The organism is Streptomyces phyllanthi, from assembly GCF_009377205.1.
GTDB lineage: Bacteria > Actinomycetota > Actinomycetes > Streptomycetales > Streptomycetaceae > Streptomyces > Streptomyces phyllanthi.
On sequence record NZ_VJZE01000113.1, the window covers coordinates 1 to 22,222 of the forward strand.

At 72.3% G+C, this 22,222-nt stretch carries 17 protein-coding genes; 4 read left to right on the forward strand and 13 right to left on the reverse strand.

The window, feature by feature from the left end; genetic code table 11:
• Positions 1–109: 109 nt before the first annotated feature.
• On the reverse strand, positions 110–1,426 hold the full coding sequence (locus FNH04_RS18090) for a copper amine oxidase (RefSeq protein ID WP_152785466.1): 1,317 nt from the start codon (positions 1,424–1,426) through the stop codon (positions 110–112).
• A 67-nt stretch (positions 1,427–1,493) separates the two neighbouring features.
• Positions 1,494–2,306 carry a Tat pathway signal sequence domain protein gene (locus FNH04_RS18095; RefSeq protein ID WP_322723246.1) on the reverse strand — a complete coding sequence of 271 codons (813 nt, stop codon included), beginning with the start codon at positions 2,304–2,306 and terminating at the stop codon, positions 1,494–1,496.
• A 181-nt stretch (positions 2,307–2,487) separates the two neighbouring features.
• On the opposite strand from FNH04_RS18095, the gene glgX reads away from it, so the two are divergent.
• Positions 2,488–4,611, forward strand: a complete 2,124-nt coding sequence (glgX, locus tag FNH04_RS18100) for a glycogen debranching protein GlgX (RefSeq protein ID WP_152785468.1) — start codon at positions 2,488–2,490, stop codon at positions 4,609–4,611.
• Between the two features lie 99 nt (positions 4,612–4,710).
• Entirely contained in the window at positions 4,711–7,089 is a 2,379-nt protein-coding gene (gene treY, locus FNH04_RS18105) for a malto-oligosyltrehalose synthase (protein WP_152785470.1), read from the forward strand.
• 41 nt (positions 7,090–7,130) lie between these two features.
• On the opposite strand, the gene FNH04_RS18110 is transcribed toward treY, so the two are convergent.
• From FNH04_RS18110 to FNH04_RS18120, 3 genes are all read right to left on the reverse strand, one after another.
• On the reverse strand, positions 7,131–7,550 hold the full coding sequence (locus FNH04_RS18110) for an SSI family serine proteinase inhibitor (RefSeq protein WP_152785472.1): 420 nt from the start codon (positions 7,548–7,550) through the stop codon (positions 7,131–7,133).
• Positions 7,547–8,872: a M14 family zinc carboxypeptidase gene (locus tag FNH04_RS18115; protein ID WP_322723247.1), complete on the reverse strand. Its 1,326-nt coding sequence runs from the start codon at positions 8,870–8,872 to the stop codon at positions 7,547–7,549. Before FNH04_RS18115 ends, FNH04_RS18110 begins: the two co-directional genes overlap by 4 nt.
• Before the next feature lie 200 nt (positions 8,873–9,072).
• A complete protein-coding gene (locus FNH04_RS18120) occupies positions 9,073–9,624 on the reverse strand; it encodes a DUF1707 and FHA domain-containing protein (RefSeq protein WP_322723248.1) in 552 nt (183 codons plus the stop codon).
• 181 nt (positions 9,625–9,805) lie between these two features.
• Here FNH04_RS18120 and treZ point away from each other — a divergent pair, with 181 nt between their 5' ends.
• The gene (gene treZ, locus FNH04_RS18125) at positions 9,806–11,551 is read left to right on the forward strand and encodes a malto-oligosyltrehalose trehalohydrolase (protein WP_322723249.1); all 1,746 of its coding nucleotides are present in this window, start codon (positions 9,806–9,808) and stop codon (positions 11,549–11,551) included.
• Positions 11,552–11,663: 112 nt separating this feature from the next.
• Here the strand turns inward: treZ and FNH04_RS18130 are convergent, their stop codons facing one another.
• From FNH04_RS18130 to FNH04_RS18145, 4 genes are all read right to left on the reverse strand, one after another.
• Positions 11,664–12,587 carry an aminoglycoside phosphotransferase family protein gene (locus FNH04_RS18130; protein WP_152785478.1) on the reverse strand — a complete coding sequence of 308 codons (924 nt, stop codon included), beginning with the start codon at positions 12,585–12,587 and terminating at the stop codon, positions 11,664–11,666.
• 90 nt (positions 12,588–12,677) lie between these two features.
• The gene (locus tag FNH04_RS18135) at positions 12,678–13,811 is read right to left on the reverse strand and encodes an aminopeptidase P family protein (protein WP_152785480.1); all 1,134 of its coding nucleotides are present in this window, start codon (positions 13,809–13,811) and stop codon (positions 12,678–12,680) included.
• A gap of 143 nt (positions 13,812–13,954) precedes the next feature.
• A complete protein-coding gene (locus FNH04_RS18140; RefSeq protein ID WP_152785482.1) occupies positions 13,955–14,575 on the reverse strand; it encodes a LysE family translocator in 621 nt (206 codons plus the stop codon).
• 80 nt (positions 14,576–14,655) lie between these two features.
• Entirely contained in the window at positions 14,656–15,522 is an 867-nt protein-coding gene (locus tag FNH04_RS18145) for a LysR family transcriptional regulator (protein WP_152785484.1), read from the reverse strand.
• A gap of 109 nt (positions 15,523–15,631) precedes the next feature.
• On the opposite strand from FNH04_RS18145, the gene FNH04_RS18150 reads away from it, so the two are divergent.
• Entirely contained in the window at positions 15,632–16,384 is a 753-nt protein-coding gene (locus FNH04_RS18150; protein ID WP_152785486.1) for a CTP synthase C-terminal region-related (seleno)protein, read from the forward strand.
• Positions 16,385–16,427: 43 nt separating this feature from the next.
• On the opposite strand, the gene cyc2 is transcribed toward FNH04_RS18150, so the two are convergent.
• The 4 genes from cyc2 to FNH04_RS18170 all read right to left on the reverse strand — a co-directional run.
• Positions 16,428–18,638 carry a germacradienol/geosmin synthase Cyc2 gene (gene cyc2 / locus FNH04_RS18155; protein WP_152785488.1) on the reverse strand — a complete coding sequence of 737 codons (2,211 nt, stop codon included), beginning with the start codon at positions 18,636–18,638 and terminating at the stop codon, positions 16,428–16,430.
• Positions 18,639–18,688: 50 nt separating this feature from the next.
• Positions 18,689–19,873: a damage-control phosphatase ARMT1 family protein gene (locus tag FNH04_RS18160; protein ID WP_152785490.1), complete on the reverse strand. Its 1,185-nt coding sequence runs from the start codon at positions 19,871–19,873 to the stop codon at positions 18,689–18,691.
• Entirely contained in the window at positions 19,866–20,444 is a 579-nt protein-coding gene (locus FNH04_RS18165; RefSeq protein ID WP_152785491.1) for a hypothetical protein, read from the reverse strand. The genes FNH04_RS18160 and FNH04_RS18165 overlap by 8 nt, the downstream gene beginning before the upstream one ends.
• Positions 20,445–20,558: 114 nt before the next feature.
• Positions 20,559–22,222: S8 family peptidase (locus tag FNH04_RS18170; RefSeq protein WP_152785494.1), on the reverse strand; the 1,664-nt coding region annotated here is incomplete at its 5' end.

Consider the following 22,222-nt stretch of genomic DNA (forward strand, 5'->3'; position numbering starts at 1 on the left):
CACCCACGCACCGCCTTCCGCTCCCCCGAGCTCTCCCCCACTCAACGATCAAGGAAGGGTACTCCGGGAGCGGTGGGCGGTGCAGCCGGATGGACAGGTCGTTTCTCAACTACGGGTTCCTGGGGCGGCCGTTCTGGTCCGCGAGTTCGGCCGGAGTGAGCGGATTCATGGCCGTGACGTCACGCGGGGCGATCGAGAAGCCCTGCCAGTGGACCGGCATGGGCTGCTGGTCCTCGTCCCGCGCGATGTGGTGGAAGCCCACGTTGACCCAGGTGATCGGGTGCGTGAGGGTCTGCCCGTTGACCCACTTGTCGACGGACTTGCCCGCCCCGGCGCCGCAGTTGCGGAGGTTGTTGCTGGCGAACTGCTCGCACTTCTTGTACTCGGTGAAGTAGATGTCGCTCTTGGTGAAGGCGCGGCCCGGGTACTTCTGAGTCGGCCCGGGGACGATCTCGTAGCTGCGGGCGTGGCCGTCCTTGTTCTTGCCGGTCGCGCTGACCACACGCCACCAGCGCATGTTCTTGGCGTTTGCGGCGAGCTCCTTGGTGACCTTGGTGCGCGTGGTCTTGTTGGTGGGCCCCTGGTTGGCGCCCGCGGGCGGGCTGACCACGGAGTCGTACTGCTCGATCCGGTTCTTGGAGGAGCCGTCCAGGGAGAAGTTGAGCCGCCAGAAGACGTTGTGGCTGTGGCTGGTGGCCTTCGCGGCGGAACCGTTTCCGATCGGCCAGCCGCGGCCGTCGCCCGCGTCGTAGTCGAAGGGCGAGAGCATGCCGGTGGCGCCGACGTTCATGGTGATCGTGCCGTCGTCCTGGAAGCGCCACTCGGTCATGTACTCGTACCAGCCGACCTGGTTGACGCCGTAGACGAGCAGGTCCTTGCCCTGCTCCTGGTAGACCTTGCCGGCGGTGTCCCCCTGCAGGCGGTAGGCGTGGCCGCGCGAACGGGTCGTGGTGCACAGCCCGTTGACTTCGCCGTTGTTCGAGAAGACGGTGCCCGGGACCTTGACGGTCTTGATGGTGCCGCCGGGGCACTCGTCCGCCTTCAGGGGCACCTGGCCCTGCCCGAAGCCGTAGCTGGTCAGGTCGTCGTACTCGGCCTTGCCGTCGTCGTAGGGCACGTGTATCTGGCCGAGCTTGGCGGTGCTGAGGACCTTGATCGGGGCGGCCTCGCCCGGCGGCTGGTAGCTGATGTCGTCCAGGACGATCCCGGCCTCGGCCTCGTGGTGCCAGCACATCCGCCAGGTGGTGCCGGTGGAGAGCTTCTGCTCGATCCGGTAGGCCTCGCTGCAGTCCCAGGTCACGGCGGGGGCGGCCTTGGGCTGGGCGGTGGCCGGGCCGGCGGCCGTGGTGAGTCCGGCGGCCAGGGCGGTCGCGGTCAGGCCGACCGCCGCCCCGCTGCGGGCACGGCTGATTCTGTTCACACGCATGAAGAAGTGGTCCCTTGACAGAGATCCTGCACTGAGCAGGAGAGATGGGAGAGTGGGCGGGCCCGGGTCAGCCGAGCTTGGCGACCTTGCGGGCGCTCAGGTCGACGATCAGGTCGCTGGTGTCGATCCAGGGCCCGTTCTTGACCTTGGTGAAGAGCCGCACGCAGCGGTGCTCGCCGCACTTCGCGAGGGTGGCCGGCCTGGTGCCCTGTTCCGCGCGGAAGACCATTCCGGTGAGGACCAGCTGGTCGGGCGAGGTGAGTTCCTTGCCGGTGGCGTCCTTGTAGTCGGCCTTCAGTCCGGCGCCGACCGGGCTCGCGATCAGGAGCTGCGCGGCCTCCACCGTCTCCGTACGGCTGAACGCCGGCTGCACCCCGCGCTGGGTGCTGGTCTCCTCGACCTTGCCGGTGTCGAGGTTGACCGTCCTGGTGACGAGTGTGTCGTTCTTGTAGTCGTAGAACGTGGCGTCCGCGCGGCGGGGCGCGTTCGGGTCGTCCAGTTCGTCCTCGTTCGGCTCGGCGAGCTGGACGTTGAGGCGCTCGGGGCCGCGCTCGCCCTCGGCGTTCTCGCCGGCGCGGAGCAGCTGCCGGCTGAGCGCGAGCCGCTCGACGCGTTCCATCTCGTCGTCGGTGAGCGGGTCGCGGCCGGTGCCCTTGTCGCCCTCGGCCGGCGCCTCTTCGACGACACCGGGCTGCACGGCCGCCTGCCCCTGCCCTTGTCCCTGTCCGGCCTGCTGGGCCGCCTGCTGCCCGGTGCCGCCGGATTCGTCGGCCGAGACCGACCCCGGCAGCGTGATCCCGACCATCACGGCGGTCCCGGCCACCGCTATGGCCCCACCTGCCACCATCTTGCCCAGATGGCGGCGCACTGTCTTCCGCACTTTCCCCCCTACTCCCCTCCGTGCCAGGGAACCCCCCCGGGGTCCCCCTTGTTCCGCATACCGCGTATGCGCTGGTCGACGGGTAAGAGGGGCGTAAGCCATGGGTGGTTCCATCAGTTTGGGGGAGACTCGGTGGGGAGTCGCCCCCCAGGGGCGCGCGACAACTGAAAGAGTCGTATCCATGCAGGTGTGGCCTGGACAGGCGTATCCACTGGGTGCCACGTACGACGGCGCCGGCACCAATTTCGCGGTCTTCTCGGAGGCCGCCGACCGAGTCGAACTGTGCCTGCTGCACGACGACGGCTCGGAGACGGCGGTGGAGCTGCGCGAGACGGACGCGTTCGTACGGCACGCGTATCTGCCCGGGATCATGCCCGGGCAGCGGTACGGCTTCCGTGTGCACGGCCCGTACGCGCCGGAGCGCGGGCACCGCTGCAACTCCGCGAAGCTGCTCCTCGACCCGTACGCGCGCGCGATCAGCGGCTCGGTCACCTGGGGCGAGGAGGTGTACGGCTACCACTTCGACGCGCCCGACGAGCGCAACGACCTCGACTCGGCGCCCCACACGATGGCCTCGGTCGTGGTCAACCCGTACTTCGACTGGGGCGACGACCGGCTCCCGCGCGTCGAGTACCACCACACGGTGATCTACGAGGCCCATGTCAAGGGCCTCACGATGCGGCACCCGGGGCTGCCGGAGGAACTGCGCGGCACCTACGCGGCGCTCGCGCACCCGGCGATCATCGAGCACCTGACCGAGCTGGGCGTCACGACACTGGAGCTGATGCCGGTGCACCAGTTCGTGAACGACCACCGGCTGGTCGACATGGGCCTGAACAACTACTGGGGCTACAACACGATCGGTTTCTTCGCCCCGCACAACACGTACGCCTCCTGGGGCGACCGCGGCCAGCAGGTACTGGAGTTCAAGTCGGCGGTGAAGGCGCTGCACGAGGCCGGGATCGAGGTCATCCTCGACGTGGTCTACAACCACACGGCGGAGGGCAACCACCTGGGCCCGACACTGTCCTTCAAGGGCATCGACAACCCGTCGTACTACCGGCTCACGGACGACCCGCGCTACTACATGGACACCACGGGGACCGGCAACTCGCTCCTCATGCGTTCCCCGCACGTGCTGCAGCTCATCATGGACTCGCTGCGGTACTGGGTGACCGAGATGCATGTGGACGGGTTCCGCTTCGACCTCGCGGCCACGCTGGCCCGGCAGTTCCACGAGGTGGACCGGCTCTCGTCGTTCTTCGACCTGGTGCAGCAGGACCCGGTGGTCTCCCAGGTGAAGCTGATCGCCGAGCCGTGGGACGTCGGCGAGGGCGGCTACCAGGTGGGCAACTTCCCGCCGCTGTGGACGGAGTGGAACGGCAAGTACCGGGACACGGTGCGGGACCTGTGGCGGGGCGAGCCGCGCGCGCTGGCGGAGTTCGCGTCCCGTCTCACGGGCTCCTCGGACCTCTACCAGGACGACGGCCGCCGCCCGCTGGCCTCGATCAACTTCGTGACCTGTCACGACGGTTTCACCCTGCACGACCTGGTCGCGTACAACGAGAAGCACAACCACGCCAACGGCGAGGACAACCGCGACGGGGAGAGCCACAACCGCTCGTGGAACTGCGGGGCGGAGGGCGAGACCGACGACCCCGGCGTCCTGGAACTGCGTGCCCGTCAGATGCGGAACTTCGTCGCGACGCTGATGCTGTCGCAGGGTGTGCCGATGCTCAGCCACGGCGACGAGTTCGCGCGCAGCCAGAGCGGCAACAACAACGCGTACTGCCAGGACAACGAGCTGTCCTGGGTGCCGTGGCCGGAAGGCCCCGAGGACGGTGTCTTCGGGGATCTGCTGGAGTTCGCGCGCGCGATGGTGTGGCTCCGCAAGGACCACCCGGTGTTCCGGCGCCGCCGCTTCTTCCACGGGCGCCCGGTCGAGGGCACCCATGACGACCTCTCCGACATCGCGTGGTTCACCCCGGGGGGCGAGGAGATGACCCAGCGCGACTGGGACTCCGCCCAGGCGTCGGCGCTGACCGTCTTCCTCAACGGCAACGCGATCTCCGAGCCCGGCGCCCGTGGCGAGCGCATCACGGACGACTCGTTCCTCCTGATGTTCAACGCCTCTCCCAGGCCCCTGGAGTTCGTGGTTCCGGTCAACCACGGCCGCCAGTGGGAGGTCGTCGTCGACACGGCCCGTCCCGACGGGGTGCCACCGGCCGGCGGCCCGAAGATCCAGGCCGGGGACCGGCTGACCCTGGTGGACCGGAGTCTGACGGTGCTGCGGCGGCCGGCGTAGGACCCGTCCGGCCCTGATCCGCGGGACAGGCCCTACGCCCTTGGTGGGAGCGAGGAAGCGGGGGCGCAGGTTCCCGTGCGGAGCGGGTACCTACGGTGCATGACGACACCCACCGCGCCCACCTCCACCTACCGGCTTCAGCTGCAACCGGAGTTCCCCTTCGGGGCGGCGGAGGCTGCTGTGCCGTATCTCGCCTCGCTCGGGGTGTCGCATCTGCATCTGTCGCCGGTGCTGGAGGCCGTACCTGGGTCGACGCACGGGTACGACGTGGTGGACCCCGGCCGCGTGCGGGGCGAACTGGGCGGGGAGGAGGGGCTGCGGTCGCTGGCGCGCACCGCGCGGGCCCACGGCCTCGGCCTGGTCGTCGACATCGTGCCGAACCACATGGCGATGTCTCCCCGGCACAACCGGCCGCTGTGGGAGGTGCTGCGGGAGGGCCCCGCGTCTCCGTACGCGCGGTGGTTCGACATCGACTGGGACGCGCAGGGCGGACAGATGCTGCTGCCCGTGCTGGGCGGGCCGCTCGGCGACGAGCTCGACCAGCTCGTGGTCGACGGGAAGGAACTGCGCTACTACGACCATGTCCTTCCCCTGCGGGAGGGCACGGAGAAGCTGTCGCTGCCGCGGCTCCTGGACGTGCAGTGGTACCGGCCCGTGTGGTGGCGGCTGGCCCGTACCGAGCTCAACTACCGGCGCTTCTTCAGCATTTCGGAGCTGATCGGGGTGCGCGTCGAGGACCCGGAGGTGTTCGACGCCACGCACGCCAAGATCCTCCAGCTGCTCGGCGAGGGGGTCGTCGACGGGCTGCGGATCGACCATCCCGACGGTCTCGCGGACCCGGACGCGTATCTGCGGCGGCTGCACGAGGCGACCGGCGGGCGCTGGACGGTCGTCGAGAAGATCCTGGCGGAGGGCGAGCCGCTGCCCGCCGCCTGGCCGGTCGCGGGCACCACCGGGTACGACGCGCTCAGGCACGTGGACGGGCTGTTCACGGATCCGGCGGGGGCCGGTGAGCTCCTCGGCCAGTACCGGCGGTTCGCGGCCCCGCAGGCCGACCGGGGCGGCCACTGGGAGGCGACGGTACGGCGCGCCGCGTACCGGGTGCTCACGCACGAGCTGGCCACGGAGGTCGACCGGCTCACGCGCGTCGCGCACCGGTTGTGCGTCCAGTCGCCCGATCCCGCGCTGCGCGACCACGCCCCCTGGGCGCTGCGCACCTCCCTGATCGAGCTGCTCGTGCGCCTGGAGGTGTACCGGCCGTACGCCTCCGGGGACGCCTCCCTGGTCGTCACGGAGGAGGCCGCGGCCGAGGCGCGCGCGGTGTTCACGGTGCCGGAGGAGTCGCGGGCCGTCGGCACCGTACGGAACCTGGTGCTCGGCCGGGCCGGTGACGGGCACGGACTCGACGGGGCGGAGTTCCGGGCCCGGTTCGCGCAGACGGCGTCCGCGCTGCGGGCCAAGTCCGTGGAGGACACGGCGTTCTACCGCTATGTGCCGCTGCTGTCGCCGAACGAGGTGGGCGGGAACCCCGGGAGCCCGGCCGTCGCCCCGGAGGGCTTCCACGCCTACTGCGCACGCGTACAGCGCGACTGGCCCGCCACGGGCACGGTCCTGTCGACGCACGACACCAAGCGCAGCGCCGACGTACGGGCCGCGCTGGCCGTGCTCACCGAGTGCCCCGAGCGGTGGGCCGGCCTGCTGGCCGAGGTGACCCGCGACGGTCCCGGCATGCCCGATCCCCAGCTGGCCTGGGCCGCCTGGCAGACGGCGTTCGGGCTGGGGCCCGCCGCTGAGGAACGCCTCCAGGGGGCGCTGCTGAAGCATGTGCGGGAGGCCGGGCTGCACACCTCGTGGACCGAGCAGAACCCGGCGTACGAGCGGGAGGTGGCCGGCTTCGTGGCACGGGGCCCGAGCGGTGACGCACGCGTGTCCGCCCTCAGGAGCGACCTGGAGCCCCATGTCCGGGCGAACGTCCTGGGCGCCGCGCTGGTCCATCTGACGATGCCGGGCGTACCGGACGTCTACCAGGGCACGGAGGGCGAGTACCGGGCACTGGTGGACCCGGACAACCGGGAGCCGTTCGCACAGGCACTCCCGGAGCGGACCTCCGAGCAGCCCTCCGGGCTGTCCTCGGAGAAGGCGGCGCTGACCGCGGCCGCCCTGCGGCTGCGCGGGCGGCGCCCCGGCGTCTTCGGGGAGACGGCGATGTACGAGCCGCTGACCGTCGAGGGACCGGCAGCGGCGCACTGTGTGGCCTTCGCGCGCTCCGGTGAGGCCGTCACGGCCGTCACCCGGCTGTCGCTGCGGCTGGCCGACGCGGGCGGCTGGCGCGACACACGGCTCGCTCTGCCGCCCGGGCGGTGGGCCGACGTGCTCGATCCGGAGCGGGAGTTCACGGGGCACGCGCGCGTGGAGGAGCTCTTCGGGCGGCTGCCGGTGGCACTGCTGGAGCGCGTCCACGACAAGCACCCCGGGTAGGACGTCCGCCGCACGCCGTGCGCCCGTGCCTCCTTCCGTCGTCACGACATCGCGAACACCGCTCCTGTGGCCGCCTCCATCGCGCAGGTGCTGGAGAAGGTCCGCTCGTACACGACCGGCCGGCCGTTCCACTCGCCGCGCGCCGACGCGGTGACCGGGGCGTAGACCATCGTGCAGTACCCCTCCTTCCGCGGGATGCGGTCGACGTCGCCTTCGGCCTCCTGGAGTTCCGCGCACGCCCGGGCGGAGTTCCTGTGTCCGCCGGGCGGGTCGCAGCGCAGCAGCGCGCCCTGGGTATGGATCGACTGGGCGCTCTCCCGGGTGACGGTGACGTAGAGCCAGTTGCCCGGGGCGGCCTCCCGGGATGCCGCCCCGGCCGGGGCCGAGGCCAGGGCGAGGAGGGCGAGGGCCGCCGTCAGGGCGTTGCGTACCGTGTGGGTGGTGTGGGTGGTGTGGGTCATTCCCGGTGCATCGGCACGGCGGGTTCCGAACCCCAGCCCGACTCGGCCGAATGGACGTTCACGCGCGCGTGCCGCCCGGCCAGCTCGAACGCGGCGACGACCACGCGCGACTGGTACTCCACCTGGCGCGCGACCGGGATCCACCGTGCCCCGTGGCCGTCCCGGTAGTCGGCACACCAGTCGTCGATGAGCCGGTCGAGCTCGGGCAGCGCGCGGGCCGGATCGTGCCCGGAGCGGGTCACGAGCTGGTGCAGCAGCCCCGCCGTGCGCAGGGCGACCCGGCGGGCCGAGATGGCGAGAGCGGTCAGCCGGGCCGTGTCGAGCGGCGGCAGCGGCCGCGGGGCGGCGTCGTGGGTGTCGGGGTCCCACGAGTCGGCGATGCCGGGGCCGACCAGTAAATAGTCGTCCACCGGGGCGAGGAGCCGGGCCGCGTCGGGGCCCGTGCTCACCGAGGGGCGTACGCGCGCGAGGATGTCCTGCAGGAGGGCCGTGTCGTGGCGCAGGGTGCGGCTGATGGCGCGCAGCACCGCGTCGGCGTCCGTGGGCGGTGTGTCGTCCTCCACTGCCGTCACGCCCCACATGGGGGCCTCGACCACCGCGGTCACCGTGCCGTACCGGTGCGGGTGGAACCAGGTGGACTCGACCGCGGCCTCCGTTATGGCGGCTGCCAGGTCGCCCCGGCGCGGTGGCGGGATGCGGTAGACGGCGGGGCCGAGCGTCGGCCAGTACAGGGTGTCGTACGGGCCGAGTTCGCGCGGGATGCCGAGGCGCGCGGCGGTCTGCGCGAGGCGCCGGTCGAGGCCGGGCAGGTCGCGGGTCAGCTCGACGAAGCCGCCGCCGACGTCCACGCCGTGCAGGGAGCACTGGAAGAAGGGCCGCAGCCCGTCCTGGACGTCGAGCAGGGCGCGGGTCTCGGGCAGGACGGCTCCGTCCGCGCCGTCGGGGAGCCACTCGGGCTGTTCCAGGAAGCCCGGGCGGAAGAAGTTCCGGAAGTAGTTCCCGAGCGTGTACGGGCCCGCCAGCCAGCCCTCGTTGCGGCGGGAGCCGTCGGGGTCGAGGCACAGCAGCAGGTTCCAGGTGGCGTCGGCGCCCTCGCACAGCCGGGGGTCGGCGAGGGCCCGCTCGGCGAGGCGCAGGACCGTGCCGCCGCCCACGGGTTCGTTGGCGTGCGGTCCGGCGACGACGAGGGCGTGGCGGCTGCCGTGGCCGACGGAGAGCAGCCACAGGGGCGTGCCCGCCCGTGAGGTCCCCACGCGGCGCAGCCGGGCGTCGCGGGGGTGCCGGGCGACGAGGGCGCGGGCGCGGGCCGGGAGTTCGTCCACGGTCGGGTAACGGAGGAGTGGCGGCAGGGCGCACCTCCCCTGGGTGGTGCCGTCGGTTCACCTGCTGTGCATGGTGTACGCACAGTCAGTCACGGCTTCGGGGGTACGTCAACACCACGATCGGTAAGGAACCGGCAGCAACTCGCTGCGTACATCCCAGGCCAGAGCTTTGATCGTGGAGGGGAGGGGGTCCTCGGGGATCACTCCGAGGCGAGCCGGAACGCCATGTGCCCGAAGCTCACCTGGTCGCCGTCCCGGACCACGGCCGCGCCGATGACGCGCCGTCCGTTCACGGTCGTGCCGTTCGTCGAGCCGAGGTCGCGCAGCACCCACAGCCCGCCCTGGCGGCGGAGCTCGGCGTGCACACGGGAGACGGTCTCGTGGCTGAGCCGCAGCCCGTTGGCGGGGTCGCGGCCTATGCGCAGCGGGTGGTCGTTGCCCGGGTGGGGCAGCAGCAGCTTGGGCAGCCGCTCGGCCTGCCAGGCCCGGCGCAGCCGCACGGTGAAGCCGGAGACCGCCTCGACCGTGCCGAACACCAGCCGGGACCAGCGGTTCTCGGTGGGCAGGTCGGCGGTGAGCACGGCGAGCTCGTCGGAGCGCCGGGCGATGAGCGCCAGCTCCATCCGCCGGATGAACGTGTCGTGCGAGAGACGTCCGAGGGCCACGCCGTCACGAAGCACCTTCAGCGCTCGGTCGCGCTCCGCGTCGGACAGGCGCGCGGGGTACGTGTTGAATTCGAAAGACGACGTCACGCTCGTGATTGTCGGGCAGCGCGGCCGGGGTGTCCAGAAAACGAGAAAACGGCCGTGACCGGCAACAGGGTTGCCCCGCAGGGCAAATGGCCTGATTCGAAAGCGAAACGATCGCGGGTGGCGCACCATGGACGGACTACCTCAGGATCCGCCGACGCGCCGACGAAGGGGAGAGCAGTCCGTGCAGTTCGAGGTGTGGGCACCGCAGGCCGACCGGGTGACGCTCCATTGCGCGGACTCCACGCGCGCGTTGGAGCGCGATCCGGAGCGTACGGGATGGTGGACGGGCGGGGCGGAGGCGGCGGACGGGACACGGTACGGGTTCGCGGTCGACGACGGCCCCGTCCTGCCCGATCCGCGCTCGCGCCGCCAGCCGGACGGCCCGGACGGGCTGAGCGCGGTGGTCGACCACGAGCGGTACGCGTGGCGTGTGCCGTGGGCGGGGCGCCCCCTGCCGGGCGCGGTGCTGTACGAGCTGCACGTGGGCACGTACACGCGCGAGGGCACGCTGGACGCGGCCGCCGAGCGGCTCGGACACCTCGCGGAACTGGGCGTCACGCACGTCGAGTTGATGCCGCTGTGCCCGTTCCCCGGCGTGCACGGCTGGGGGTATGAGGGGGTCTCGCTGTGGGCCGTGCACGAGCCGTACGGCGGGCCCGAGGCGCTGAAGCGCTTCGTCGACCGGGCGCACGAGCTGGGCCTGGGCGTCGTCCTGGACGTCGTGCACAACCACCTGGGCCCGTCCGGCAACTACCTGCCCGCGTTCGGCCCGTACTTCACCCGGAACCACCACACGCCGTGGGGCGCGGCCGTGAACCTGGACGCGCCGGGCTCGGACGAGGTGCGCGCGTACCTGCTCGGCAGCGCGCTGGCGTGGCTGCGGGACTACCGGCTCGACGGGCTGCGCCTGGACGCGGTGCACGCGCTGAAGGACACGCGCGCGTGCCACTTCCTGGAGGAGTTGTCGACGGCCGTGGACGCGCTCGCCGCCGAGGCGGGGCGGCCGCTGTTCCTGATCGCCGAGTCGGACCTGAACGACCCGCGGATCGTCACCCCGCGCGCGGAGGGCGGCCTCGGACTGCACGCGCAGTGGAACGACGACTTCCACCACGCCCTGCACACGACGCTCACGGGCGAGGCCCAGGGCTACTACGAGGACTTCGCCCGCGCCCCCTTCGCGGCCCTGGCGAAGACACTCACGGGCGGCTGGTTCCACGACGGCACGTACTCGTCGTTCCGGGGCCGCCGGCACGGCCGCCCGCTGGACCGCGCCCGTGTCTCGGCCCACCGGCTGCTCGGCTACACCCAGACCCACGACCAGGTCGGCAACCGCGCCCAGGGCGATCGTCTCGCGGCCTCGCTCTCCCCCGGGCTGGTGGCCTGCGCGGCCGCCCTGGTGCTCACCGGGCCCTTCACGCCGATGCTGTTCATGGGCGAGGAGTGGGCCGCGGGCACGCCCTGGCAGTTCTTCACCGACCACACGGACCCGGAGCTCGCCGAGGCCGTGCGCAAGGGCAGGCGCCGTGAGTTCGCGGCGCACGGCTGGGCCGAGGAGGACGTGCCCGACCCGCAGGACCCGGCGACCCGCGAGCGCTCCTGCCTCGACTGGTCCGAACCGCAGAGCGAGCCCCACGCGCGCGTGCTCGCCTGGTACCGCGAACTCATCGCGCTGCGCCGCTCCCAGCCCGACCTGGAGGACCCCGACCTCTCCGACACCAAGATCGCCTACGACGAGGGCGCCCGGTGGTTCGCCTTCCGCCGCGGCGACGTCCGCGTGGTCGTCAACTTCGGCAAGGAGCCGGCCGGGGTTCCCCTCGGCGGGCGCCGGGCGCGGGTGCTGGCCGCGTGGGAGCCGGTGGAGGCGCCGGGGGCGGACGGGGTGCTGAGTGTGCCGGGTGAGTCGTGTGTGGTGCTGACGCAGGAGTGAGGTACCAGGGCCACCAGGGGGACGTGTCAGGGGTGACGTGCCGGTGGTGACCCGCGGGCGACGCCGTATCGGGCGGTGACGTACGAGGCGGTTACGTATGAGGCGGTGAGGGCTACAGCGCCTCGTCCAGGCCGTTCCGCAGCTCCGTGACCCGTTCCAGCAGGATCGCCTCCCAGGCCCGCCGCAGCCGGTCCCTCAGCTGCGGGATCGGGCCGGTGCGGCGGCCCTGGAGGTGTTCGGAGAGGTGGATCACCGTGTCGCAGCGGGCCAGCCACAGGCCGCGCAGACAGGGGCGGGCACCGTATCCGGCGAGTGTGGCGGCGCGGACCGCGGCCGGGGAGCCGACGGCGCGGGCGAGGCCCGCGATGTCCTCGGCGGGGTCGCCGACCGCCGCGGCGGTCCAGTCGAGGACGCCGCGCACGCGCCCGTCGGCGCTCACCACCAGGTGCTCGCTCCCGAGCGCGTGGTGGGCGAGGACCGAGGCGGGCGCGGTGAGCTGGGCCGCGGCGGCCGGCGTGAGCTGGGTGAGCCGGGCCGGGTCGAACTCCTCGGCCCCGGCGAGGTGCCGGGCGGCGTGCGTGGCGGCCCTGCGCAGCGCCTCCAGGGAGCGTGGCGCGGTACGCGGGACACCGAGCGCCTCCGCCTGCCGTGCGGGCACCTCACGGAGCCCGGTGAGAAGTCCGGCCAGGTCGTCCTCGCCCACCGGGGAGACGTCATGGCCCTCGGCGGTGCCGCCGGACAGCCGGGTGTCGAGCGTGTAGGTCAGGCCGGGCGCCCACTCGCCGTGGGCGATGCTCACGGGGACGGCGACCCCGAGGTGCCGGCGGACCAGGTCGCGCAGCCGCAGTTCGCGCCGCAGCCGTACGGCCGCCTCGCGGTCCGGGGCGAGCCGCAGCACATGGCGGGTGCCGACCCACCAGGTGGAGTGCCCGCCGCCCTCGGTGACGGGCCGCACGTCGGGTCCACCGCCGCCCGGCAGCAGGGAACGGACCAGCCGGCGGACGGTGTCCGCGGAGGGTGTCGGTGCCTGGGTCATGGGCCGCGCCGTCGTCGCTCGTGGATCGGGGTGTCCTGGCTGCCGCGTCGGTACGGCGTACCCGTCGGCAGACCGGGCACACCGTACAGCTCAGTCGACCACCGCCATCTCGCGCGGGGTGCTGTTCAGACGGCGTCCGCCGTCCTCGGTGACCGTCACGATGTCCTCGATACGCACCCCGAAGCGGCCGGGCAGGTAGATGCCGGGCTCGACCGAGAAACACATGCCGGGCACCAGGGGCCGCTCCTCCCCCTCGACCATGTACGGCGGCTCGTGCGTGGTGACGCCGATGCCGTGGCCGGTGCGGTGGATGAAGTACTCGCCGTACCCGGCCTCGGTGATGACCGCGCGCGCGGCCCTGTCGACGTCCTGGCAGGCGGCGCCCGGCCGGACCGCGCGGAAGCCCTCCTCCTGGGCCGCGCGGACGATGTCGTGCACCCGGCGCTCCTCGGCGTCCGGTTCTCCGACGTGGACGGTGCGGGAGGTGTCGGAGCCGTAGCCGTGCTTCAGGCCGCCGAAGTCGAGGACGACCATGTCGCCGCGTCCGATGATCCGGTCGCCCGCCTCGTGGTGCGGGTTGGCACCGTTCGGGCCCGAGGCGACGATCGTGAAGTCGACCTGGGAGTGCCCGAACCGCCGCAGCAGGCCGGCGAGATCGGCGGCGACCTCGGTCTCCCGCCGTCCGGCGAAGGGAACCTTCCGGATCTCCTCGTACGCCCGGTCGGCGGCCGCTCCGGCGGCCGCCAGGCGGTCGAGTTCGGCCGCGTCCTTGACCGCCCGCAGGGTCGGCAGCGCCTCGGTGAGGGAGGTGTACGCCGTGTCGGGCAGCCGTCTCTGCAGGCCGAGCAGGTGCATGGCCCAGGTGTTGTCGCTGACGCCGAAGCGGCGCGTGCGGCCGGTGTGCCCGCCGGGGGCGAGGAGGGACGCGGCGGTCTCGTAGGGGTCGTTGCCGTCGGTCCAGTCCCGCAGGGTCAGCGGGGGCGCGGCCTCCGCCGCGTCGGGCGCCTCCAGGGCCGGTACGACCAGCGCGGGGTCCTCACCGGGCCGCAGCACCAGCAGCGTCAGGCGCTCCGTCTCCGGCGGCCGGTACCCCGTCAGCCAGACCAGGTCGGGTCCGGGTGCGATCAGGACGCCGTCGAGCCCGGCGTCCGCGGCGGCCCGCTCCGCGCGCCGCATGCGGGCCGTGTAGTCGTCGGCGGTGAAGGGCGCGGGCGTGCCGGTCATCCGTTCGTCCCTCCGTGCGTCCGGATTCTCCCGAGGGTCCACGGGCAGCATCCTGCCCCTCCGCCGCGGCGCGCGCGAGCCGATTACGGCGTGGCGTGGGCTCCCGTTGTGGGCGTGGCGCCGGCTCTCGCTGCGGCGTGGCGTCAGCTCTCCAGGGCCAGCCGCGCCCCGAGGAGCAGCAGGACGCCTCCGGACACCTGCTCCAGACGCCTGCGCACGCCGCTGCGGGACAGGACGGTCTTCATCCGGTCCACGCACCACACGTACACGCCGTAGTAGCCCACCTCGAAGACCGCCCAGAGGGCCGCGAGCCCGATCATGGTGGGCAGGTGCGGCGCGCCCTCGGGCACGAACTGCGGCAGGAACGACATCGCGAAGATCGCCGCCTTGGGGTTGGCGAGGTTGAGCAGCAGCCCGTCCCGGTACGAGGCCCAGCCGCTCTTCTCGGTGGCCGTCCACTCGGACTCCGCCCCACCCCGGGAGCGGCGGGCCTGCCACAGCGTCTGGATGCCGAAGCCGACCAGGACGACCGCGCCGACGACGCGCATCACGTCGTACGCCAGCTCGGACGCGGCGAGCAGCGCGGTCAGGCCGAACGCGGCGACGAGGCCCCAGACGAAGACGCCCGTCTCGTTGCCGAGCACCGTCAGGAAACCGGAGCGCCGGCTGCGCAGCGACTGCTTGATGATCAGCACGGTGCTGGGACCGGGCGAGGCGGCGATGAGTGCGCAGGCGCCCAGGAAGGCGAGAAGAGTGGTGAGCATGGGCCCATCGTGGTCCTGGCCGCCGTTCCGGTGCCAGTGGTTTGTCCGGCGCGCCGGTGGTCGGGTCACTCGCGCGTGCCTCACACCCCGTCGAGCAGTTCCCCGGCCAGTGCCGCGGCCGCTCCGCGCAGGCCGCCGCCGTACAGCAGCTCCGTGCGGTGCACCAGGCGCGGCTCCACGAGGGGGACGGCCGCCGTGCCGGGTACCCCGGTGGCGATGCCGTGCGGCAGCACGGTCAGCCCGTGGCCCGCGGCGGCGAGGGTGGTGAGGGTGTGCAGGTCGGTGCCCTCGTACCGCAGGGCCGAGCGGAAGCCCGTACCACCTCCCGCGCCGCGCAGGTGGGCGAGGGGGAGCCCGGCGCCCGGGGCGTCCAGCCAGCGCGCGTCGACGAGGTCGCCGAGGCGCAGGCCGGGGCGCCGTGTGAGCGGGTGGTCCGCCGGGAGCAGCACGCAGACGGGCTCCTCGCCGACCCCGCGCGTGGTCAGCGGCGCCACGTCGGGAAGCCGGAGCGGGTCGCTGGGCGCGGCCAGCCCGTCGACCAGGCCGAGATCGGCCGTGCCCGTGGCGACGGCCGCGGGGATCTCGTCGCGGGCCAGGGCCCGCAGGGTCACGCCCGCGGCGGGCAGCGCGGCGAGCGTACGGGGGCCGAGGGCCGTCGGCGTCACCGCGAGCGTCAGCCCGTGCTCGGGCGCGGACGCCAGCCGGACGACGTCCGCGCGGGCCGCGTCCAGGCGCAGCAGCAGCGGCCCGGCGTGTTCGAGCAGCCGCTCGCCGGCCGCGGTGGGCGCGACCGGGCGCCGGGTCAGCAGCGGTGCGCCGAGGTCCTGTTCCAGCGCGGCGATGTGCTGCGACACCGCGGACTGGGTGTAGCCCAGCTCGCGCGCGGCCTCCGAGAAGGAGGCGAGGCGGGCCACGGTGACGTAGGTGCGCAGGAGGTGCGGGTCCATGGCGGCCAGGATCCCGGACCGCTGGGGCGCCGGTCCATCAGCATCTCTTATCGAGAGTGCAGAAATCATCGTTGGACGTGAACCTCCGGCCGCGCCCACGATGGCGGGCATGACGAAGAACACAGCGCCCACCGGCCGGACCGCCCGCCTCGCCCTCGTCGGCGACCGCTCCCCCAACGTCGTCTCCCACACGCGGATCCCGCTCCTCCTCGACGCCCTCGCCGAACGCGACCGGCTCGTCCTCGACGCCTACTGGATCCCCTCGGAGGAGGCGGCCGCCGCCGAGGGAGCGGTGCGCGGCTTCGACGCGGTGTGGGTGCTGCCGGGCAGCCCGTACCGCAGCGAGGCCGGAGTGCTCGCGACGATCCGTACGGCGCGCGAGGAGGGCATCCCCTTCCTCGGTACGTGCGGCGGGTTCCAGCACGCGCTCCTGGAGTACGCCCGCCACGTCTGCGGGCTCACGCGGGTCGCCCACGCCGAGAACGACCCCGACGCGGACGACCCGCTCATCGAGCCGCTCGCCTGCTCGCTGGTCGGGCACGAGGCCGAGGTCACCGTCGAGCCGGGCTCGCTCGCCGAGTCCCTGCTGAGCTCCGGGCGGACGGTGGAGCGGTACTTCTGCGCGTACGGCCCCACGCGCCATCTGGACACGCTGCGGGCGCACGGCCTGCGCTTCTCCGGTCAGGACCCGGACGGGCAGATGCGGATCGCGGAGCTCCCCGGTCATCCCTTCTTCCTGGCCACGCTGTTCCAGCCGGAGCTGACCGGGGACGGCAGCCGCCCGCATCCGTTCGTCCGCGCGCTGGCCCGGGCCGCGGTGGAGCACGCCGCCCGGACCGCCGCGCCGGTCCAGCCCGTGTGACGCGGTCGGACCACGGGGAGCGCCGACGGGTCGTCGTGAGCCGTCAGGGCGCCGCCGGTTCCGCGATCCGGGTGAACGGCCGTGACGGTACCCGGTCCGGCAGGAAGCCGTGGGCGCGGCGGGCGAGGCTCTTCGCGTCGTAACGGCGGACGTTGCGGTGCCAGTGCAGGATGCCGGACAGCCAGTTCCGCAACTCGGCCACGTATCCCTCCATGGTCGCCCGGGCCTCCTCCGACAAGCCGAAGTCCTCGTAGACGACGGGTAGTTCGCGCTCGGCGACGTGCTCGAACTGCTGCATGCGCCGGGTCATCAGGTCGTGGACGACGCCCAGCGCGGTCGGGTAGTCGCAGCCGAAGAAGTTCTGCACGACGAGGATGCCGTTGTGGACCTCGCCCTCGTACTCGATCTCCTTCTGGTACGAGAAGCAGTCGTTCAGGAGGCAGGCGTAGTCCATGGCCGCGGCCTCCAGTGACCGGACCGGGCCGCTGCGGTAGACCTCCGGGGGGACGGCGGGGCCGTGGCCCATGCGGCACATGCGGAGGGTGAGGTCCGAGCCGAAGGTGGCGCGGCGCATCTCCAGGTAGTCGACCGGGTCGGGAACACGGTTCTGGATCTGGTTGGCCAGCTCCCACAGCCAGCTTTCGAGCATCACGTCCACCGCCGCCTTCATCTCGCGGCGCTCGGGCTCGGCCATCCCGTGCGTGGTGCGCTCCCAGAGGTCGGTGAGGCCGCGCTCCATGCCACTGGCGGGTACGAGGGGTGGTTCGCCCGCGACGGGCATGCAGGCGGAGAGGCGCTCGGTGCACAGCTTGGCGGCGGCGAGGTCGCGGCGGTTGCCGAAGACGAGCGGGTAGTAGTCGTCGGCGTACGTCCCCCAGGCCAGCCACTGGGAGCTGAGGTCGAGCGCTTCGGGGGTGCCGTCGGGGTCCAGGCCCGCCGAGCACAGCGGCAGGTCGCAGGCGGCGAGCTTGTCCTCGTCCCAGACGCCCTCGCTCAGCATGCCCGTGCGGCGCATCCACGGGAGCAGGCGCTGCCGGGCGCCTTCGAGGGCCGGGTTGAGGCGGACCTGGAACGGCATGTGGAAGTCGGGGAGGAGGGACGGGCCGACCTTCTGGAAGGGGACGTGGGCGTACGGGCGGAGCCGCTGCGCGGCGGCTTCGGCGAGCAGCGCGGCCATGTCGGCGGCGGAGGTGCCGAAGCCCGGCCTGCGGGCGAGGGCCGGGCCGGAGAGCACCGCGCCGCCGAGGTCCAGTGGTCCGCGGGTCACGCTGCCGTTCATGTAGCGGCTGGAGCGCATGTGCCACTCGTGGCCGCCCGACTGCCAGTCCTGCAGGCCCTTCGCGTACGCGGCGACGGCGGCGGTCTCCTCGGGTGTGAGGCCCTTCTCCAGGGCCAGCGCGGGGACTTCGGTGAGTGCCGTGTGCTCGAACTGGTGGAGCCGTGAGGTCAGGACGTCGTTGACGGTTTCGGCCGCCTCCTGGGTCGTACAGCCGAAGAAGGTCTCCAGGACGAGGACGCCGTTGCTGAGTTCGCCCTCGTCCTCGACCTCGCGCTGGTAGGAGAACAGGTCGTTGCGGAGGTGGACGGCGTCCGAGAACGTCTCCATCAGGACGCGCAGGGGCCTGGACCGGGCGACGGGGGCCGGGACTTCGGCTGTCGCGTACTCGACGAGGCCCGCCGACCAGGGGGCGCCGCCCACCTTGCGGCGCATCTCGACGTACTCGACGGGGTTGGCGATACGTCCCTCGTTGATGTTGGACAGCTCCCAGAGCGACTCGTTGAGCAGGTGCTCGGTGGCGACGGCGAAGCGTCTGCGCCAGTCCGCCGACATGGAGGGCACCGTGCGGGCCCACAGGTCCGCGAGGCCCGCCTCGACCGGGTTCTGCGGCTGGGGTACGGGAGCTGTGAGGTCGAGCGGCATGAAGAGGGGCAGGCGGTCCAGGTAGGCCTTGCCGCCGGCGCGGTCCTGGGTGCGCTTGAAGGTCTCCAGGAAGTGGTCGTCGAAGAAGAAGACCCACACGTACCAGTCGGTGATGAGCGAGAGCGCGGAGGCGTCGCAGTCGGGGTGTGTGTACGCGCACAGCAGTCCGTAGTCGTGCGCTTCCAGGTCGGACTGGTCCCAGATGCCGGAGCCCTCCAGCATGCCCATGGTCCGGGCCCAGTCGGTGGAGTGGGCCCGGGCCTCTTCGAGGTGGGGGTTCAGGCGGGCGGGGTACGGCAGGTAGAAGTGCGGGAGTTGGAACGGCTGCGTCATGGGCGGGCCCTACCCGGGCCCTCGGCGGGCATCCTCGGGGCTGCGCATGATCACACCATCGGGTGAGCGGGGGTGCGGGGAGGGGTTCCCGCTCCCCGCACCTGGATCAGCGCATGCGTGCCGCTCGTTCGCCACCGCTGTTCCTCCGTGGCGACCAACGCGGCCTCCACCTCGGCATCGAGGCCGACGATCACGTCCGACTTGAGGGTGCGCAGGGCGGCGACCGGGGTGGGGAAGTAGGCCGTCGGGCTCGTGAACGGTGTCCTCGGGGGCCAGAGGAGGTCGCCCACCAGGCGGCGGTAGTTCAGGTCGCCCTTCATGACGGTGAGGTCCGCCGTCGCGAACTCCTCACGCAGGTCGTCCGGCATGTCCGCGTACGGGAGAGGGCCGCAGGAGAAGGGGTGGGCGCGCGGTTCCACGCGGCCGTCGGCCATCGCCTTCCACAGGCGGCGGCCGGCCGGTGTGCCGGTGGTGACCAGGTGGCGTACCGCATCGACGGTGTCGGCTGTCGTCGCGTCGGAGACGTAGTACGGGTGCGGCTTGAGGTGCAGGACCACTCGGTCGACGCTGTTGTGCCGAAGGACGTGGTCGATCAGCAGCAGGTCGGGGATCAGTTCTCGGCCCGCGTTGTCGGCGACGAGGAACAGTGTGCCGCCTGTCAGCAGGGGCCACAGCGACTCGCTGTCGTCCGCCACCAGTTCGGGGGTCGCCGCTTTCTCGTCTTCCTCGTCGTTCGCCTGGATGCGGAAGCCCAGGTCCGCGCGGTTGCCCCAGAGGGAGCCGTGCAGCAGTGCCTTGCGCTGCTCCTCCACCGGGCGGTCGGCCAGCCGGTCGAGGGCCGCGATCTCCTCCGCTGCCTCCGGGGTGTCCAGTTCGGCGAGTTTGAACGGGCGGAACGGATCGACACCCTGCCACGGGCCGGGGCCGAAGTAGCCGACGGCCAGCAGCAGCCTGCGGTAGAAGTAGCTCTCCGACCAGAGGAACGGCACCTCGAACCAGGAGCGGCCGACGTACTCGTCCACACCCCAGCTCTCCCACCACGCGTCGCCGTCCAGCGGTTCGATCGCGCCCTCGATGGCGCTCTTCAGCAGCGCGTCCAGCGCACGGTGCTCTCCAGGGCCGTACGGGAAGGCGTCCCGTACCTTGCGGATGAGCGCGGGGTGGCGTTCGGCCAGCACGCTGTGCGGGAAGGAGGCCGGGTCGTCGCTGAGGATCACGGGGGCGGTGTCAGGCATGGTCCGGGCTCCCTCCGGCGCGTACGGGGATGCCGGGCGGCAGGGCAACGTCCTTGAGCTCCGTGTCGAGATGCTTGCCGTAACCGGCCTCCGTCCACACGAACTTCTGGAACTGCTCCGGTGTCAGCGGCCCCTCCCACGGGTCGCCACCGGGGAAGAACACCGTCCCGCACGCCGAGCAGTAGGACGCCGGGCGCCACAGCTCCGATGCGCGCTCCTCACCCGCCTCCACCACCCGGCGCCCCCTTGCCTCACCGCGGACGACGAGGACCGTGCCGGCGAACAGGAGCACCGCCAGCAGCGAACCGCCGATCGTGTACAGGGGTTCGTCGCTCTGTATCCCGCTGTACGCGAGGGCGGCGCCCACGCCCGCCATCAGCAGGCCCTCGGCGAAGTGCAGCCAGGAGTCGCCGCGGGAGGCCGCGTCCGGTTGCCTCGCCAGTCGGTCGGCCAGGCCGTCCGGTACGGACGCCGGGTCGGCGCAGATCTCCGGGACCGCACGGGCCGCCGCGGAATCACCGCAGCCGGGGCAGGTCACTCGGGCGGGCTCTCGGGCTCCCTCACTCACCATGCGCCTACGCTAACGGCCGGTCGACGCCCGAGGGCATCGACCGGCCGCTTCGCGTGGGGGGTGGCGGTCGTCGGGATCCTGATGGTCAGCAGGATCCGCGGGGCCGGGCAGCTCCTAGAAGGTCAGCTTCCAGCTGTTGATCCTGCCCGTGTCCTGCGCGGCCACGTCCTGGACGCGCAGCTTCCAGGTGCCGTTCGCGATCTCGCTGGAGGCGTTCACCGTGTAGGTGGTGTTGACGTTGTCCGCGGAGTCCGAGGAGCTGGAGGACTTCAGACGGTACGTCGAGCCGTCCGGGGCAACGAGGTCGATCACCAGGTCACCGCGGTAGGTGTGGGTGATGTCGACGCCGACCTGGAGGGTCGAGGGCGCGTTGCCGCTGCGGCCGCTGACGGCGATCGGGGACTCGACGGCCGAGCTGTTGTCCGGGATGGAGACCGTGGTGGTGCTGGTGAAGGTGGTGCCCCCCGTGGAGCCTCCGGACCCGCTCACCGCCTGCACCGTCTTGGCCGCGTCGGCGAGACCGGCACCGCAGCCGCCCGAGCAGGTACCCGGCAGAGCACGCGAGTTGGTCTTGATCGCGGACTCGATCTGGGCCGGGGTCAGCGAGGAGTTCGCCGACTTCACCAGCGCGGCGAGGCCCGCGATGTGCGGGGCGGCCATGCTGGTGCCCTGGTAGTAGGCGTACGACTCGGAGGACGGGCCCTGCGTGCCGGAGTTCAGCGTGGACAGGATGCCGTTGGCGGTTCCGGTGCTGGTCTGGCCACCGGGGGCCGCGATGTCGACGACCGAGCCGTAGTTGGAGTAGCTCGCCTTGGAGCCCGAGCGGTTGAGCGCGGCGACCGATATGACGTTGCTGCAGCTCGCCGGCGAGTAGTTGGCCGCGTTGGCGTTGCTGTTGCCCGCCGCGACGACGACCGTGGTGCCGCGGTTCACGGCGGCGTTGATCGCGCTCTGGGTCGCGGAGGTGCACGCGCCGCCACCGCCGAGGCTCATGTTGATGACCTTGGCGACGTTGGTGTTGGCGGGAACGCCGGAGACCGTGCCGCCGGACGCCCAGGTGATGGCGTCGATGATGTCGGAGTCGTAGCCACCGCACTTGCCGAGGACGCGCAGCGGGGAGACCTTCGCGTTGTACGCGATGCCCGCGACGCCCTTGCTGTTGTTGGTGACCGCGGCGATGGTGCCCGCGACGTGGGTGCCGTGCCAGGAGGAGCTGCTGGCCGGGTCGCCCGCGGCGCACTCGTTGGCGGCGGTCCAGTCGCCCGGGTCGGCCGGGTTGCTGTCGCGTCCGTTGCCGTCGTTCGCGACCGCGGTGTCGGCGATGAAGTCGTAGCCGCCGACGATGTTCGCGGCGAGGTCGGAGTGAGTGACGTAGCCGGTGTCGATGACGGCGACGGTCACGCCGGAGCCGGTGTTGATGTCCCAGGCGCCCGGCACGTTCATGCCCGCGGTGGCCTCGAAGAGGTCCCACTGCTTGCTGTACTCGGTGTCGTTGGGCGTGGCCAGCGGCTTGTTGAGGCGGTCCGGTACGACGTAGGCGACCTGCGGGTCGGCCTGGTACTCGGCGATGACGTCGGAGACGTCCTTCTTGGTGAGGTCGTCACCGAGGTCGACGAGCGCGGCACCGGAGCCGAGGCGGCGCTGGAAGTCGAGGTTCTCGCCGGCTTCCTCGCCCTTGGCCTCGGCGTCGGCGGAGGCGGCCTTGTTGGACTTCGCCTCGGCGGCGCCCGACTTGTAGCCGACGATCAGACGCTCGGCGGGGGCGCCGGGGGCCGCTT